Origin of the sequence: Bacillus daqingensis (assembly GCF_042654445.1) — a bacterium.
Classification (GTDB): Bacteria; Bacillota; Bacilli; order Bacillales; family Salisediminibacteriaceae; genus Alkalicoccus; species Alkalicoccus luteus.
The window spans coordinates 138,999-153,821 of sequence record NZ_JBHSGK010000021.1 but is presented as its reverse complement, the minus strand read 5'-3'; the positions used below and the strand labels follow the sequence as shown (position 1 = coordinate 153,821).

General features: G+C 45.5%; 15 protein-coding genes, 3 tRNA genes and 1 other RNA gene. 13 read left to right on the top strand and 6 right to left on the bottom strand.

Going from position 1 to position 14,823, the window contains the following annotated elements; all coding sequences use genetic code 11:
- Positions 1 to 84: 84 nt before the first annotated feature.
- A complete protein-coding gene (locus ACFO4L_RS16310) occupies positions 85 to 1,632 on the bottom strand; it encodes a Ppx/GppA phosphatase family protein (protein WP_377910721.1) in 1,548 nt (515 codons plus the stop codon).
- Positions 1,633 to 1,803: 171 nt separating this feature from the next.
- Between ACFO4L_RS16310 and ACFO4L_RS16305 the strand changes: the two genes are divergently transcribed.
- The 4 genes from ACFO4L_RS16305 to ACFO4L_RS16290 are packed head-to-tail and all read left to right on the top strand — an operon-like array spanning position 1,804 to position 4,746.
- Positions 1,804 to 2,622, top strand: coding sequence for a metal ABC transporter ATP-binding protein (locus ACFO4L_RS16305; RefSeq protein ID WP_377910719.1), 819 nt, complete (start codon positions 1,804 to 1,806; stop codon positions 2,620 to 2,622).
- Positions 2,619 to 3,479, top strand: a complete 861-nt coding sequence (locus ACFO4L_RS16300) for a metal ABC transporter permease (RefSeq protein WP_377910718.1) — start codon at positions 2,619 to 2,621, stop codon at positions 3,477 to 3,479. Before ACFO4L_RS16305 ends, ACFO4L_RS16300 begins: the two co-directional genes overlap by 4 nt.
- Positions 3,464 to 4,318: a metal ABC transporter permease gene (locus ACFO4L_RS16295; RefSeq protein WP_377910717.1), complete on the top strand. Its 855-nt coding sequence runs from the start codon at positions 3,464 to 3,466 to the stop codon at positions 4,316 to 4,318. Before ACFO4L_RS16300 ends, ACFO4L_RS16295 begins: the two co-directional genes overlap by 16 nt.
- Positions 4,315 to 4,746 carry a Fur family transcriptional regulator gene (locus tag ACFO4L_RS16290; protein ID WP_377910716.1) on the top strand — a complete coding sequence of 144 codons (432 nt, stop codon included), beginning with the start codon at positions 4,315 to 4,317 and terminating at the stop codon, positions 4,744 to 4,746. The genes ACFO4L_RS16295 and ACFO4L_RS16290 overlap by 4 nt, the downstream gene beginning before the upstream one ends.
- Before the next feature lie 73 nt (positions 4,747 to 4,819).
- On the opposite strand, the gene ACFO4L_RS16285 is transcribed toward ACFO4L_RS16290, so the two are convergent.
- Together ACFO4L_RS16285 and ispG are read right to left on the bottom strand one after the other, a co-directional pair.
- Complete coding sequence (locus ACFO4L_RS16285) at positions 4,820 to 5,401, bottom strand: hypothetical protein (RefSeq protein WP_377910715.1); 582 nt, start codon at positions 5,399 to 5,401, stop codon at positions 4,820 to 4,822.
- Positions 5,402 to 5,559: 158 nt separating this feature from the next.
- Entirely contained in the window at positions 5,560 to 6,669 is a 1,110-nt protein-coding gene (ispG, locus tag ACFO4L_RS16280; protein WP_377910714.1) for a flavodoxin-dependent (E)-4-hydroxy-3-methylbut-2-enyl-diphosphate synthase, read from the bottom strand.
- Between the two features lie 257 nt (positions 6,670 to 6,926).
- Here ispG and ACFO4L_RS16275 point away from each other — a divergent pair, with 257 nt between their 5' ends.
- Both ACFO4L_RS16275 and ACFO4L_RS16270 read left to right on the top strand, forming a co-directional pair.
- Entirely contained in the window at positions 6,927 to 7,826 is a 900-nt protein-coding gene (locus ACFO4L_RS16275; RefSeq protein ID WP_377910713.1) for a DUF1002 domain-containing protein, read from the top strand.
- 360 nt (positions 7,827 to 8,186) lie between these two features.
- Positions 8,187 to 8,855: an NfeD family protein gene (locus ACFO4L_RS16270; RefSeq protein ID WP_377910712.1), complete on the top strand. Its 669-nt coding sequence runs from the start codon at positions 8,187 to 8,189 to the stop codon at positions 8,853 to 8,855.
- 139 nt (positions 8,856 to 8,994) lie between these two features.
- On the opposite strand, the gene ACFO4L_RS16265 is transcribed toward ACFO4L_RS16270, so the two are convergent.
- The 3 genes from ACFO4L_RS16265 to ACFO4L_RS16255 form a co-directional block, all read right to left on the bottom strand.
- Complete coding sequence (locus ACFO4L_RS16265) at positions 8,995 to 9,216, bottom strand: helix-turn-helix domain-containing protein (RefSeq protein ID WP_377910711.1); 222 nt, start codon at positions 9,214 to 9,216, stop codon at positions 8,995 to 8,997.
- A 131-nt stretch (positions 9,217 to 9,347) separates the two neighbouring features.
- Entirely contained in the window at positions 9,348 to 9,683 is a 336-nt protein-coding gene (locus tag ACFO4L_RS16260; RefSeq protein WP_377910710.1) for a helix-turn-helix domain-containing protein, read from the bottom strand.
- Positions 9,684 to 9,812: 129 nt separating this feature from the next.
- Positions 9,813 to 10,589 (bottom strand): DUF1189 domain-containing protein, encoded by a 777-nt coding sequence (locus tag ACFO4L_RS16255; RefSeq protein WP_377910709.1) that lies wholly within the window; start codon positions 10,587 to 10,589, stop codon positions 9,813 to 9,815.
- 531 nt (positions 10,590 to 11,120) lie between these two features.
- Here ACFO4L_RS16255 and ACFO4L_RS16250 point away from each other — a divergent pair.
- The 7 genes from ACFO4L_RS16250 to ssrS all read left to right on the top strand — a co-directional run bounded on the left by ACFO4L_RS16250 (position 11,121) and on the right by ssrS (position 14,780).
- Positions 11,121 to 12,761: a Na/Pi cotransporter family protein gene (locus tag ACFO4L_RS16250; protein ID WP_377910708.1), complete on the top strand. Its 1,641-nt coding sequence runs from the start codon at positions 11,121 to 11,123 to the stop codon at positions 12,759 to 12,761.
- Positions 12,762 to 12,890: 129 nt separating this feature from the next.
- Positions 12,891 to 12,967: transfer RNA gene (locus ACFO4L_RS16245), tRNA-Met, on the top strand.
- Positions 12,968 to 12,982: 15 nt separating this feature from the next.
- Positions 12,983 to 13,059: transfer RNA gene (locus tag ACFO4L_RS16240), tRNA-Ile, on the top strand.
- Positions 13,060 to 13,068: 9 nt separating this feature from the next.
- Positions 13,069 to 13,161: transfer RNA gene (locus tag ACFO4L_RS16235), tRNA-Ser, on the top strand.
- Between the two features lie 297 nt (positions 13,162 to 13,458).
- Entirely contained in the window at positions 13,459 to 13,680 is a 222-nt protein-coding gene (locus tag ACFO4L_RS16230) for an iron-sulfur cluster biosynthesis family protein (RefSeq protein WP_377910707.1), read from the top strand.
- A gap of 115 nt (positions 13,681 to 13,795) precedes the next feature.
- Positions 13,796 to 14,404: a superoxide dismutase gene (locus tag ACFO4L_RS16225; RefSeq protein WP_168006427.1), complete on the top strand. Its 609-nt coding sequence runs from the start codon at positions 13,796 to 13,798 to the stop codon at positions 14,402 to 14,404.
- Between the two features lie 190 nt (positions 14,405 to 14,594).
- Positions 14,595 to 14,780, top strand: a non-coding RNA gene (ssrS, locus tag ACFO4L_RS16220) — 6S RNA.
- Positions 14,781 to 14,823 lie beyond the last annotated feature (43 nt).

Genomic DNA, 14,823 nt, shown 5'->3' with positions numbered 1-14,823 from the left:
GATCGCGTTCTTATTAAGCCTATCAAATAAATGTAAAGTGCTTGTAAAGATTTACGAGCTCCATGGGAACAGACACATGATCTGTCAGGAAGCAGGTGGGTCCTCCTGAGTAAAAACGAGGTCGATATTGCGCTTCAGCGGCCGTTCCAAATGCTTTTTGTATTTGTTTGCCTGCTCTGCTTCAAAATAGATATCGCCTTGATAATATACCTGCAGAGTAAGAGATGACTTGTTCATTTTCACCACTTCCACTTTTGTTATTGAGCTTTGTTCCGAGATATTTAACGCGTAGCTGAATTTGTTGATTGCTCCGAGCAGCTCATACAGTTTTAAATCATCTTTGCTGATCCATTCCCGGAAGGGATTCGCGAACTGCTTTAAATAAGATTTCGATTTAAAGGAAGAAGTAAATGCTACGGCAAGCCGTTCCTGATGCGTCATTCCATCAATGGACTGATTTGTAAGCAAGTAAAACGTGTGCTGGCTTTTCGATTCAGGATGTATTTTTTCACCTATATAAAAAATCGAAGCGCTTAAGCGTAAAAGTCTGGCCTGCTCCGGGTTCACCTCGATTGCGCCGCGCTTTTGCAGTTCGTTGAGAAGGTAGGCGGATAAAATTGTTATTCTTCTCTGATGAGCATTGTTTAGCCGATAATGGTTGCTCAGCTGGTAAAAGCTTTCTTCTTTAACGTTGGGGAAGTGCGTTACTTCAATTGAACGAAGCATCTCTTCGAAGAACATCCCGTCCCGAAGACCTTTTGTACTTACGATAAAGGGACCGCCGCCAGTGACCTTCATCAGCATCTGCATGGCTGCTGCTGCAGGAAGAATGATGTCGGCCCGATCTTTGGATAAACCATCGATCTTTTCCCGTTTTTTCATCGACATATCGAGGAGGCTGTCAATCGTCTCTTTCATTTCATCGTTGGACATGCGGTATTGATGGAGGCCGGAAAGCGGGTAGCCGATCATCTCCTGATGGACGAGCGCAAGGTTTCGAGCAGATCCGCCGATACCGATAACAGGAACATCTTTGTCAGCAAGCCATTCAAGTGTTTCATACGAGTTCGCCAAAAACTGCTTTAGCTTTTTCCATTCTTTTTCGTCAGGTGTATCACTTTCGATAAACTGCTTTTTCAACGTCAGTGCCCCGAAAGGGAAGCTGATGGACTGTTGGAGCTCACGGTCTTTGAAATAGGTGATTTCTGTGCTTCCGCCGCCAATATCGATCGTTACGCCCTCTTCGATGTCCGTAGAATTCGTGACAGCGAGGTAGCCGTAGTAAGCTTCTTCCTCTTCAGAGAGTACATCAAAGGGGAAGGAAGACCCTTCCATTACAGCGGCCATGATCTCATCGCGGTTAGCAGCGTTTCTGACAGCTGCTGTAGCAGCTCCCTTGATCGAGGTGAGTGAGTAGTTATCTGCCACTTTTTCAAAGCGTTCCAGAATATTCAAAATCAGCTGGATACCTTCTTCGTTCATGGAGCCTTCATCGTCAATATATGTACTGAGTCTCGCGGTAACTTTTAAATTTTGCACTTCGCGAAAGCAGGCGTATCTGTCAACTTCGTAAATAACGAACCGCACTGAGTTGGATCCCATATCGATGATACCGATCTGCTGACTATTCATAGTATCTCCTCCTTCAAGTTGAACGCGGACTAGCCTGGAAGCTCTTTACTCCAGTATAGCGGGTGCCGCCTGCTGCTGTCAGCTCTACTTGTTTACTTTACCCTGATTTGTGCGTTATACTACCAGAAGATAAATCGTAATTATTACTAAATGAAGGGCAGGCTGATGATCATGAATGCTGAAGATGAAGCCGTATTGGAACTTCAAGGGGTCCAATTCGGCTATAGCAGCAGACCTGTACTGGAAGATATACATTTACGTGTAGCACCAGGGAGTTTTTTGGGATTAGTAGGTCCTAACGGGTCCGGTAAATCGACGCTCATGAAGCTTCTGCTGGGACTGCTTGAGGCTGATCACGGAACAATAAAGCTGTTTGGCACGCCGGTACAGACATTTCGCGATTGGAACCGGATTGGCTTCGTTTCGCAAAAAGCAGGCAGCTTTAACAGTGGTTTTCCGGCAACGGTTTTTGAAGTGGTATCGATGGGGCTGTATGGAAAAATCGGGTTATTCCGGTTTATGAAAAAGAAGCATAAAAAGCGAGTCCTGGAAGCACTCCGTCTCGTGGGCATGGAGGAATACAGCGGCAGACAGATCGGCATGCTCTCTGGAGGCCAGCAGCAGCGAGTTTTTATTGCGAGAGCGCTTGTCAGCGAACCGGAGCTTCTTATCCTTGATGAACCGACGGTCGGGGTTGACGCAGACTCAGTTAAAAACTTTTACGAGCTGCTAAAAGAGCTGAACCGGGAGAAAGGAATTACACTGCTGCTCGTCACGCATGATATCGGCGCCATGAGCGACTATGTTACCGATGTGGCCTGTTTGAATAAATGTCTGCATTTTCACGGTGCAACACGTGAGTTTATATCAAATAAAGATGAGATGATGCGGGCTATGTACGGTCATGATGTTTCGGTCATTGAACACAATCACGATCACGGGCACCATGATCATCATCACGATCATGATCATACGGAGGCAGTGAAATGATCGATGTGTTCTTTCAATATGATTTTCTCCGGTATTCTTTTTACACATCATTAATGATCGGCATTCTGGCGCCGTTAGTCGGCGTTTTTATTGTGGTCAGAAGGCTGGCGCTGCTGGCAGATACGCTGTCTCACATCACGCTGACGGGGATCGCATTCAGCATGCTCATGGCCCGTTATTATCCGGCTTTTGCAGCTGTTAATCCAGTTTATACCGGTATGGGCTTTGCGGTCGCGGGATCTTTAATGATTGAACAGCTGAGAAAATCCTATGCTTATTATAAAGAACTGGCTATTCCGGTTATTTTATCAGCAGGCATTGGGACAGGCGTTGTGTTTATCTCCCTTGCAGATGGCTTTACTACAGATTTGTTTAACTATCTATTTGGGAGTGTCGCTGCAGTTTCGAGAGATGACTTCACTGTCGTTGCTGTCCTAACCGCAGCGGTGGCGCTGCTCCTGCTGCTATTTTACAAAGAGCTGTTTTTTCTCAGCTTTGACGAAGAACAAGCGGTTCTCTCCGGCATTCCGGCGCGGCCGCTGCACTTTATGTTTATCGTAATCACGGCTGTTGTGATCGGGATATCGATGCAGATTGTCGGTATCCTGCTTGTATCTGCGCTGATGACGCTTCCGGTAGCGGCAGCCATGCGAATTGCAGCATCATTTAAGCAGTTGTTTTTCTATGCAGTCCTGTTTGGAGAACTGTCGGTTGTAGCTGGCATGACAGCTGCCTTTTATGCGGATGCAGCTCCGGGAGGCATGATCGTCGTGATTAATCTGCTCATACTTGCGGCGGTCTTGGTTGCTGACCGCTTCCTGACGCGAAAGGAGAAACCGGTATGGATATCTTCTTGAATCTTTCCTTTCTTGAACGTGGCATTGCAGCGGGGCTGCTGATCGGATTCATCAGTCCAGTCATCGGCGCCTTTTTGCTTGTAAGGCGGATGACCATCATTTCAGAAGGGCTTTCACACGTTACGCTGACAGGGATCACGGCAGGAGTGCTGGTAACACAAGTCGCTCCGTGGTTTAACCCTCTCTATGCGGGGTTTTTGTTCTCACTTGGAGGTTCACTGTTAATCGAAAAGCTGCGGCAGGTATATCGTCATTTTGAAGAGCTGGCGATCCCGATTATTTTGTCCGGCGGAGTGGGGGTAAGCGCTCTGCTCATCAGTCTCGCAGATACCGGCTATACAGAGTGGTATGCCTACTTATTTGGCAGCATCATAACGGTCACGACAGGAGATCTTGGCTTTATCTTCCTGACAGGTGCTTTAGCGCTGCTCGTCATTCTTTTGTTTTATAAAGAGCTTGTCTCGATATCGTTTGATCCTGAATTTGCTTCCAGCTCGGGCATTAGCGTAAAAAAAATAAACTTTCTTTTCTCTGTGTTAACCGCCCTCGTTATTTCGATGTCCATGAAGGTAGTCGGAATTCTTCTGGTCGGGGCATTAATTGCACTTCCTACTGCAGCAGCTATCCTTTTTGCAAAAAGCTTTCGTCAAGTTCTTATTCTTGGTATCCTATTTGGAGAGGCAGCTGTAATTGGTGGCATTACCGCTTCGTACTATTTGAATATTGCTACAGGAGGAGCCATCGTCGTGATAGGGGTTCTTCTGTTGGCAGCAGCATTTTTTGTGAAGAAGCTGCAAAATCTCTGGATTCGTTCAGAGCGAAAGGAGCATGCCGCATGAATGTACAGGAAGCAATGGATAAATTAAAGGAGAACGGTTATAAATACACGGACAAACGAAAAGATATGCTTCAGCTGTTTTCAGATGAAAGCAGGTATTTAGCTGCAAAAGATGTATTGGACCATATGCAGGAAACGTACGAAGGAATGAGCTTTGATACGATCTACAGAAATTTGTCTCTGTTTACTGAGCTCAACATTTTAGAAGCAACGGAGCTTGAAGGGGAGAAGCGGTTTCGATTCAGCTGTTCCACCGATCACCACCACCACCACGTTATATGTCTCGACTGCGGAAAGACAAAGCATATACACCACTGTCCAATGAACGATACCCCTGGTGCTCCAGGCTTCCAGGTAACGGGACACAAATTTGAAATTTACGGCTATTGTGAACAGTGCAGTGCCAAAAAGGATACAGCGGTCGGATAGATTCAATACGAAACGGAGCCAAAGATCGTCATACGATCTTTGGCTCCGTTTTAGTGAAGGAAGCATGCTGCACTCAGCGGCTGACGCTTGGCGTAAACAGGCCGTTGACGATGCTTCGCGCGTGCGTCCAATCTTTCGCCCGATGAACGTTATCAGGAATCGCTTTTTGATTGTAGGGGGTATCCATTAAAATAACGGGAATGCCAAACTCTTCTGCGATATTAACAGCATTATCGTGTTTATCCTCAAAAAAAGTGTCGACCTGATGCTCCCGAACCGCTTCGATTTTATCGTGCTGTCCTAGAAGTTCAATATGATCATAGGGCACGTTAAGCCGTTCAAACCATTCTTCTGTTACATGGTATAAATAATCAGGACGAGCGCTGATGTAAAAAAGCTCAACCTGCCGGTTCCAGTTGTTTAACGTTTCCAGCGCTTGGTCGGCAAGCACGGACTGGCGGTAAAGCGTTGATTCATGCTTTTGCATCCATTTCCAGAACTCTGCCTCTGTTACGCCCAGCACGCCTGTTAAATCATACTCTGTTAAATCATCCAGCGTCAGGTTTTTATTAAAATGTTTATTCAGGTGGGGAAGGAATGTTCCCGGGTGAGTGACAGTTCCGTCGATGTCAATTCCAAACCGATAGTGAGCCAATGAGATCGCCCTTTCTGCACGAAGCTTTTCATTACTAGTGTCTATTGTGCACGTCTCGTCTGCTAAAATCAATACCTAAGAAGGCTGTCATCAGCTCATCTGACAAGAAAAGTCCGGACCAGGCATTACGCCCGGTCCGGACTTGCGTGTTCGATAGATTATGCGTTCTGTTCCTGTTCAAGCCGCTGCTTCTCATAATGCTCCTCAGCGAGCTTATCAATTTCCTTCTTCAGTTCTTCCACCATGGTTTCTTCCGGAACTTTTCGAATCGTTTTACCTTTCATAAACAGGAGACCTTCTCCTCGTGCCCCGGCGATGCCAATATCTGCTTCCTTTGCTTCTCCCGGACCGTTAACGGCACAGCCGAGTACGGATACTTTAATCGGCGCGTGAATGTTTTGAAGGTACTCTTCGACTTCATTCGCGATACTGATTAAATCAATCTCGATTCTGCCGCAGGTCGGGCATGAAACGAGAGTTGCTGCGTTAGCAGCCAGTCCAAAGCTCTTTAAAAGCTCTTTTTGTACTTTGATTTCTTCGACTGGATCTGCGGACAGAGAAATTCGCATCGTATTGCCGATTCCTTTATGAAGCAGCACACCGAGACCAGCCGAACTTTTAATCGTTCCTGCGAAAAGCGTACCGGACTCCGTAATACCTAAATGAAGCGGGTAATCAAATGCCTGTGCCGCTTTTTCATATGCTTCAATAGCAAGGTGAACGTCAGAAGCTTTCATGGAGACGATAATGTCGTGGAAATCGAGATCCTCAAGAATCTTGATATGGTGCAGCGCACTTTCGACCATTCCATCCGCTGTTGGATAACCGTATTTATCAAGAATCCGCTTCTCGAGTGAACCTGCGTTAACACCGATCCGGATAGGAATTCCTTTTTCTTTTGCGGCATTTACAACAGCTTCTACTTTCTCGCGCCGGCCAATGTTGCCTGGATTGATGCGGATTTTATCAGCTCCGCCTTCAATTGCCTTAAGCGCCATCTTATAGTCGAAGTGTATATCAACACATAGAGGGATGTTAATGCGCTTTTTAATTTCAGGAATCGCTTCTGCATCTTCCATATTCGGACAAGCAACCCGTACCAGCTGGCAGCCTGCTTCTTCCAGGCGCAGAATTTCCGCTACAGTAGCTTCTACATCGTGTGTTTTAGTCATCGTCATACTTTGCATAATAACTTCATCCCGTCCGCCGATCGTCAGCGGTCCTACTTTTACCGGGCGTGTATTTTTTCTATGGGTGATCTGCGTCATGTTAAACATCGCTCCTTCTTCAATATCGAACGAATAAACGTCTGATTCACACTACATTGTAACAACGCCCCAGAGAAACTACAAGCGTTCCCGTCCCGGGCTCTGTAAAGATTTTATAAAGACGCGTATTCTTAAAGTTTCGTTAAGAAAGAATAAAGGTAACCTTGCACATGTAAAAGGAGAGTGTGAAACTTTCTTCAAGAAGCAGCGTCTACTAAAGTGGAACGTGAAGAACGAAAAGAAATGAGGGGTCATAGATGAAGTATTTGTGGAAAACAGCAGCAGCAAGCTTTGCAATTTGGTTCGGATTGACATCCGTCGTATCCGCCGATGCCGTTACCGGTGCGGAAATCGTGACACTTGGGGAAGATCTGAATCCGCAGCAGCGCGAGGAACTGCTCCAGGAGATGAACGTGGAAGAAGGGAACGTTGATATCGTCACTGTGTCGAACGATGAAGAGCATCAGTACTTAGGAGATTATATTGACGCATCTGTGATTGGGACGAGAGCACTGTCCTCGTCGAAAATTACGATGGGCGAGCCCGGCTCAGGAATTGACGTGGAAACGAATCGAATAACGTGGGTATCTGAAGGGATGTACGCCAACGCATTAATCACAGCCGGTGTAGAAGATGCTGATATTTATGTAACAGCTCCATTCGATGTATCAGGTACTGGAGCCTTGACCGGATTAATTAAGGCGTATGAGGAATCAACAGATGAGGATATTCCTGAAGAACAGAAGCAGGCAGCGAATGAAGAACTTGTTAAAACAGCAGAGCTGGGTGAAGAATACGGGGTAGAGGACGCGACTGAGCTAATGGCCCGCATTAAAGAAGCGCTTGCTGAAGAGGATGTCGAATCAGAAGAGGATCTTCGTGCCCTGATTCAGCGTATTGCAGAGGAACTGGGAATGAACCTGACTGATGATGAGCTTGATGGCCTTGTATCCTTGTTTGACCGGATTCGCGGATTAAATATTGACTGGAATCAAGTGCGCACCCAAATTGACAGCATCCGCACTAATATAGGGGATTTCGTCGACAGTGATGAAGGGCAGTCTATAATTCAATCGATTCTCGATTTTTTCAACCGGCTGCTCGATACAGTGACAAGCTGGTTCCAATCCCGATCTGAAGAATCATCACAAGAATAAGAAGAGAAGACCGGACAGCGATCCGGTCTTTTTTTAGTAGCGATATTTGTTAATAAGCAGGCTTATTATCGTTTCACAGTCTGAAAGAAACGAGCGTTACTCTTTCCTTTTTATAAAAGCCGGCTCCATCGCGGATACTGGTTATTGCTGGTGTTTATCCAAGGCGACGAAACATGACCGCTCTTAAAGCGTTGTTCCTGTCACTGCTCAAACGTGATCTTCGAATATATCTGCTCAACCGTGCTAAAATGATAGCAGGAAAATGAAACTTTTTCAGCCAGTTACTCGTACGTGATAAGAGACATGCTAATCTGGTAGAATAGATTATGAAAGCGGAAACGCTTAAAGGAGTGACACAATATGGAATTTCTTGATATGGCGGTTATAGGGTTTTTCGTTGTTTTTCTTGCCACACTCTTTTTATTTGGTGAAGTGATGGTGAGAGCCCGGGGACTGTTTGCTGTCATTGGAATTGTAATCATGTCGCTTTACTTCACGTATCACCTCGATGGGACGGACGGCATGTGGGTGATTCTTCTCTATGCGGCAGGCCTTGCTCTCATTATTTTCGACGGAAAAGTAACGACCGATGGAACGATTGCCGGGGTCGGCGTACTGCTGATGGTTTTTGGACTGGCCCTCCCAGCTCCAGATTTAACGTATGGTATTCTCGTAGCAATGGCATTCTTATTTGCAGCACCAACATCATATTTGTTTACAAAAGTTTTTCCTGCCAGAAACATGTGGGACAAAATGATGTTAAAAGACAGTTTGTCCAGCGAGGATGGCTACAACTCCATGAATGATTCCTACAAAGAGCTCGTTGGAAAAGAAGGAACTGCTAAAACGCCGTTCAGACCTACTGGAACGGTTGAGATCGACAGTAAGTACTACAGTGCTACGTCTGACAATGTCTGGGTGAAAGAGGGGACACGGGTGAAGGTCCTTTCAGCAGATGGAACCCGCATCCTCATTACCCCTGTATCAGAGACTGGCGAGAAACAAGAGTCCACGTCAGAAAGCTCGTAACAAAACCGTTCTGCGCCATAGGTGCAGGACGGTTTTTTATGATCTTCCAACTGCTGCCCCGGTTCTTTGTAGCTTCATTTTTGACATATGAAAAAAAGGCCTCAGCATGTAAACTGAAACCTTCCCGGATGGAGACCGGTCAAGAGTGGTCGGCTTTCTGTTCATCCTCATCCATAATTTTATCGAGAGGAATATCTAAAACGACGAAAAGCCGTTTAACAATAGTAATAGAAGGATTTTTCTTTTGATTTCGCTCCAGATAACTCAAATATGATTTGGAGACGCCAGTCCTGCGTGACAGCTGGGAAAGAGTCCAGCCTTTACGCTTGCGCTCGTGCCGAATCAAGTCGCCAATGCTCATCGTAAACCCACCTTCCTGTGACGAATAAGTTCATTATATCGCACAATATTTAAGGCGTCCAGCGATTTGCTCAAAAATGTACGAAATAAAGAACGATCGTTCAAGAAAAAAGCTGCCGAGATAAGCGGCAGCTATTTTTGTTTCATTTTCCATTTGTTGTATTCCAGAAAATCACGAAATTCTTCCTTAGAAACGCCCGAATGCATCGCTTCTGCGATTAAGCTCTGCCACTCATCATCCAAAGCAGCAGTCTCTTCTGCGGTCGAATCTGCAGGGTCTTTTAAGAGGACGTTCATATCAATATCTAGGACAGCTGCAATCTTTTCCAAAAATTGAATGGAAGGATTGGTCTGAATATCCCGTTCGATCGCACTTAAATACGATTTTGCTACTCCTGCACGCTCCGCAAGTTCACTCATCGTAAATCCCCGGGCAGTGCGATGCTGTCTTACACGTGCTCCAATCACATCTGGTCACCTCCATTATTGCTCATCCTGTACTTTATAATATACCTCATTCATCCCGAACGGAAAACTAATAACCGTCGAAATAAGGAAAATAATTCGTTATAACGCATTTTTCGCTGAAGCCGGCGATTATTCAGGTGCTTTTTTAGGACTTGGAACGTATTTGAATACGTTATACAGCATGATGATGGCAATCGCCCAATAGACAATAAAGGAAATTGGGAATGGCAGCGGGAATCCAATCAATTCCAGCAGTGCCAGCAGCAAAGTCGGCAATGTCACGGTGTAGGCAGCCAGCACCCAGCAGTGACGATAGCGTAGTTGATCTGCTTTATTTCGTTTTAATAATAGAGCGACAGCAGATAATGCGAAAATTCCTATGAATTTTAAGGCGGTATTGAATAGATAAAAGCCTGCTAGCACAATAGATATGATCAGCAGTGAAACGTCATCAAGCGTGGTAAAGAACCCTTCAATTTCCTGCTTGGATAAATCCAGTCCGATTTCCTGGTATGTGAATCGGTCAGCTTGGCCTCCAGCAGAAAAAACCAACTCCCGTTCGAGCAAAGCGACAACGTTACCGTACTGATCAGCGTCTTCAGCTCCAAGTTCTCCTGTGGAGTCAAACACGAGTGTCATATCATTCTCATCATTGATGTACGGCTCATCTAAGTCAGACTGCAAGACACCGTTCTCAATATCAAAGTCCGGGATTTCATCTAAATAATCGTTTCCAGCTTGAAATAAGCTGCTGATTGTAATGGACAAACCGATAAAAGCCGGCAATGATGCAATAAGCATAAGCAAAAAGACGTAAAGAATGGTTCTTCCGATTTTAGCCATGCGAAATTTAGCGATCGTTTCCGGTGAATATGTACTTTTTATCAGCTGTTGGAATATATTCATGTTGCTGTCCCCCCTGCTTTTTTCCATGCTTATACATTTTACAATTCGTTGCGTGTAATTACAACAAACGTCCTTTAATGAAAACTCTACATAACCAGCATGAATGTAAGAGCGAACGTCATGATTGTAAATGAGCTCCGCGGCTGTGCTGAGGAATCTTCTCAGCTTGCACATGAACAGGCTTCTGCCGGTTTTACAAAGAAAAAAGCGGGATCGTCTCATTCCCGTTTTTTTCTATTAATCAAATCGAGGGCAGGGCGGACGTTTGAGGAAAGAACGCGTGCAAATTCTTCACGCCGCAAGGAAGGGATAATAACAGGATGTTTTCGCGGCAAACGAAGAAAAAAAGCCGCGGTCTGGTTTATCAACACCAGTTAATCGTCGAGAGACTTAAAAAACGCAGCATTAATGATATAGATGAGCTTGTTTATAAACTTAATAAAATCTTTACAAAACGTTAACGTATAATTAACAATTAGTGCGTAGCATGTAGAACGGTTCAGAATTGATTAATGACTGAAAATCAGGGGGATGTTGTTGTTGGAACTGGAACTGCGGGATTTACTGTTTATGTTTTTCGGGGGTCTGGCGATCTTCTTATTTGGAATTAAATATATGGGGGACGGTCTTCAGAAAGTTGCAGGCGATAAGCTCCGTGATATATTGGATAAGTTTACCAGCAATCCTGTTATGGGTGTGCTTGCCGGTATTATTGTTACCGTCCTGCTTCAAACGAGCACAGGCACGACGGTCTTGGCGATCGGGCTTGTTAACGCAGGATTTATGACGCTGAGGCAGTCAATAGGAGTCATTATGGGTGCCAATATCGGAACGACGATCACGGCATTTATCATCGGTCTTAACATATCGGAATACGCACTTCCGATAATTGCTGTTGGAACATTTTTAATATTTTTCTTTAAAAATAAAAAAGCGAACAATTTCGGCCAGGTATTTTTCGGATTCGGGGCTCTGTTTTACGGCTTGAATCTGATGGGGGATGGACTGCGGCCCCTTCGTGAACTCCAGGCTTTTGCTGATTTAACGGTCAGCATGAGTGATAATCCGTTCCTTGGCGTGCTGATCGGGACAATCTTTACCGTCAGTGTACAAAGCTCTTCAGCCGCTATTGGGCTGCTGCAGCAGCTGTTTGCCCAGGATGCAATGGATTTGAATGCCGCACTTCCAGTGTTGTTCGGTGATAATATCGGAACAACAATCACAGCAGTTCTTGCAGCACTCGGAGCTTCTATCGCTGCTAAGCGCGCCGCGCTCACACACGTTATTTTTAACGTCGTCGGCACGGTAATTGTTATGATTTTGCTCGTACCGTTTACAAATCTTGTTGCTTACCTTCAGGAGGCTCTGGTTTTAAACCCAGAGATGACAATTGCATTTGCGCACGGTATCTTTAACGTATCTAACGTACTGATTCAGCTGCCGTTTGTAGCGGTGCTTGCCCTGATTGTGACAAAGCTGATTCCAGGCAACGAAACGGTTATTGAATATAAAGCACAGCATTTGGACCCGAGCATTATTTCGCAGTCTTCTTCCATTGCACTCGGTCAGGCAAAAAAGGAGACATTGCGTATGAGTGAACTGTCTGCACAGGGGCTGCAAGAAGCTTCCTCATTTGTCATGACCAATCAAAAGCGGCATGCTGAGCTTACGTATCAGTTTGAAGATGCGATTAATAACCTTGACCGCAAGATTACGGACTATTTAACAAGAATCTCGACGAATTCACTGACGGCAGCCGACTCCAGATACCATTCCATGCTCATGGATACGGTCCGTGATATTGAACGTGTCGGGGATCATATGGAAAACCTGGTCGAGCTCAAAGAGTATCAGATTACGAATAAAGTAAAGCTATCCTCAGCTGCTATGGATGACTTGAAGGAAATGTTCGAATTAACGATTGATACGTTAAAAGAGTCCTTTGCGGCGCTGGAAAACGATGATATTCTCGTCGCAAGATCTGCTATTTTAAAAGAAGATCAAATTGATAAAATGGAGCGTCAGCTTCGCAAAAAACACATCATGCGTTTGAATGAAGGCCTTTGTGACGGTTCTGCAGGAATTGTATTCGTCGATATGATCAGTAACCTGGAACGGATCGGTGACCATGCAGTGAACATTGCAGAAGCAGTGGCAGAGGAAGAGAATTAATGGAAGAAAAAGAGCCGGTGCCGTCCCGAGGGACGGCGCTGCTTATTACTGGAACTTAAACGTTTTGTAAAAAATCGGTTGACGATATGATTTTTCTCATGCTAAGATATATCTTGTCTTTGTTCAAATGGCGGTGTAGCTCAGCTGGCTAGAGCGTACGGTTCATACCCGTGAGGTCGGGGGTTCGATCCCCTCCGCCGCTACCAATACATAGATTTGCTGGACCCTTAGCTCAGTTGGTTAGAGCTGACGGCTCATAACCGTCCGGTCGCAGGTTCGAGTCCTGCAGGGTCCACCATCATATTTCGGAGGAATACCCAAGTCTGGCTGAAGGGATCGGTCTTGAAAACCGACAGGGGTGTCAAAGCCCGCGGGGGTTCGAATCCCTCTTCCTCCTCCATACATAATGTTCAAGAGTCCGCCTGATGCGGGCTCTTTTTTTACGTTTATCTAGCTTAGAATGGCAGCATAAAGAATGGGTACTGCTGTTTTCTGGGGATTAAGGATAACGATGTGAGCGGTCTTTCTTGGCTCTTTTTCTATTATGGGCGTATACTGTTAGAAACGTAGGATAAACGGAGAGGAGACAGGTCATATGAAGCTCGTAATCAGACATGAAGCTGACAACCAGCTGCATCGGCAGATGAGTGATCAGCAGACGCTCTACATCTGGTATGACACGAAAGGAACAGGCTGAGTGGTAAATGGGGTAGTCAGGCTGGCTGCCGTAACAGACCTGCCGGAAAAGGCAGAAATGATTGAAACAAACACCGGTTTTCCTGCAGCGATTGAGAAAGGGCCGGATTGGCTTTACGAGAATGAGCTCATTTTAGATTACCGTCCTGAAAAAGAATGGTTCCAGCTGAAATCAGCAGCAGAAATGCTAAGCCCTTCCATAAAGCTTCAGAATTGGAATTAAAATGCGAGGTTTAACATTTGATGATGGGTGGAATATTTGATAATGTATGTGAGGCAGGTACAATTGATTCATCGTACCTGCGCCGATTTTATTAGAAAAACAGGAGGAGATAAGAATGGCTTTTACACTACCAGATCTACCTTATGCCCACAATGCGCTTGAACCGCATATTGATGAAGAAACAATGAAAATTCATCACGGCAAGCACCACAACACGTATGTTACCAAGCTGAACGATGCACTGGAAGGACACAGTGATCTTCAGAGCAAGAGCATTGAAGACCTTCTCACAGACCTGAACTCTCTTCCGGAAAGTGTTCGCGGCCCGGTACGCAACAATGGCGGCGGTCACTATAACCATACGCTATTCTGGAAGCTGATGTCTCCAGACGGCGGTGGAACTCCATCCGGTGATGTCGCTTCAGCAATCGATTCTGCATTCGGAAGCTTTGACAAGTTCAAAGAAGAGTTCAAAAATGCAGCCTTGACGCGCTTCGGCTCTGGCTGGGCGTGGTTAGTCGTAAACGGCGGCCAGCTTGAAATTACAAGCACACCAAACCAGGATACACCAATCAGCGAAGGCAAAACACCTCTGCTCGGTGTCGATGTTTGGGAGCATGCTTACTACTTGAAGTATCAGAACAAGCGTCCAGATTACGTGGAAGCATTCTTCAATGTTATTGATTGGAACGAAGTTGAAAAACGTTATCAGGAAGCCAAGTAATAGATGGAAGCCCGCCGCTTATTCGGCGGGTTTTTTTGTATAATAGGCTGGACTTCTGCCAAATAGAGCATGGTTGATGCAGGCGCTTCAAAGGAAAGCGAGGATACCTGCAATAACAACGTACATCCTTCCTGATCAAACCAGTATTGCGGCTGCTGGGCCGCTATTGTATAATAGAATTACATACTAAACATGCCTGCGGTGTTGGTGAACTTCCAGTTTAATTCGAACCGAACACCAATTCACATTGGGAGCCTTACATTGAAAAGCGGCCAGCATGCCCTGTCATCAGGGAAGCTGAATGCCTTTCTGCAGGCACCCACCTGCCTAGGGCGGGTTCGTGAAATCTTGAAGATAACCGCACATGCGGGCTGTCCTAATTGACTGCGGTGCTGAACCGGCAGTCTTTTTTAGAGCGT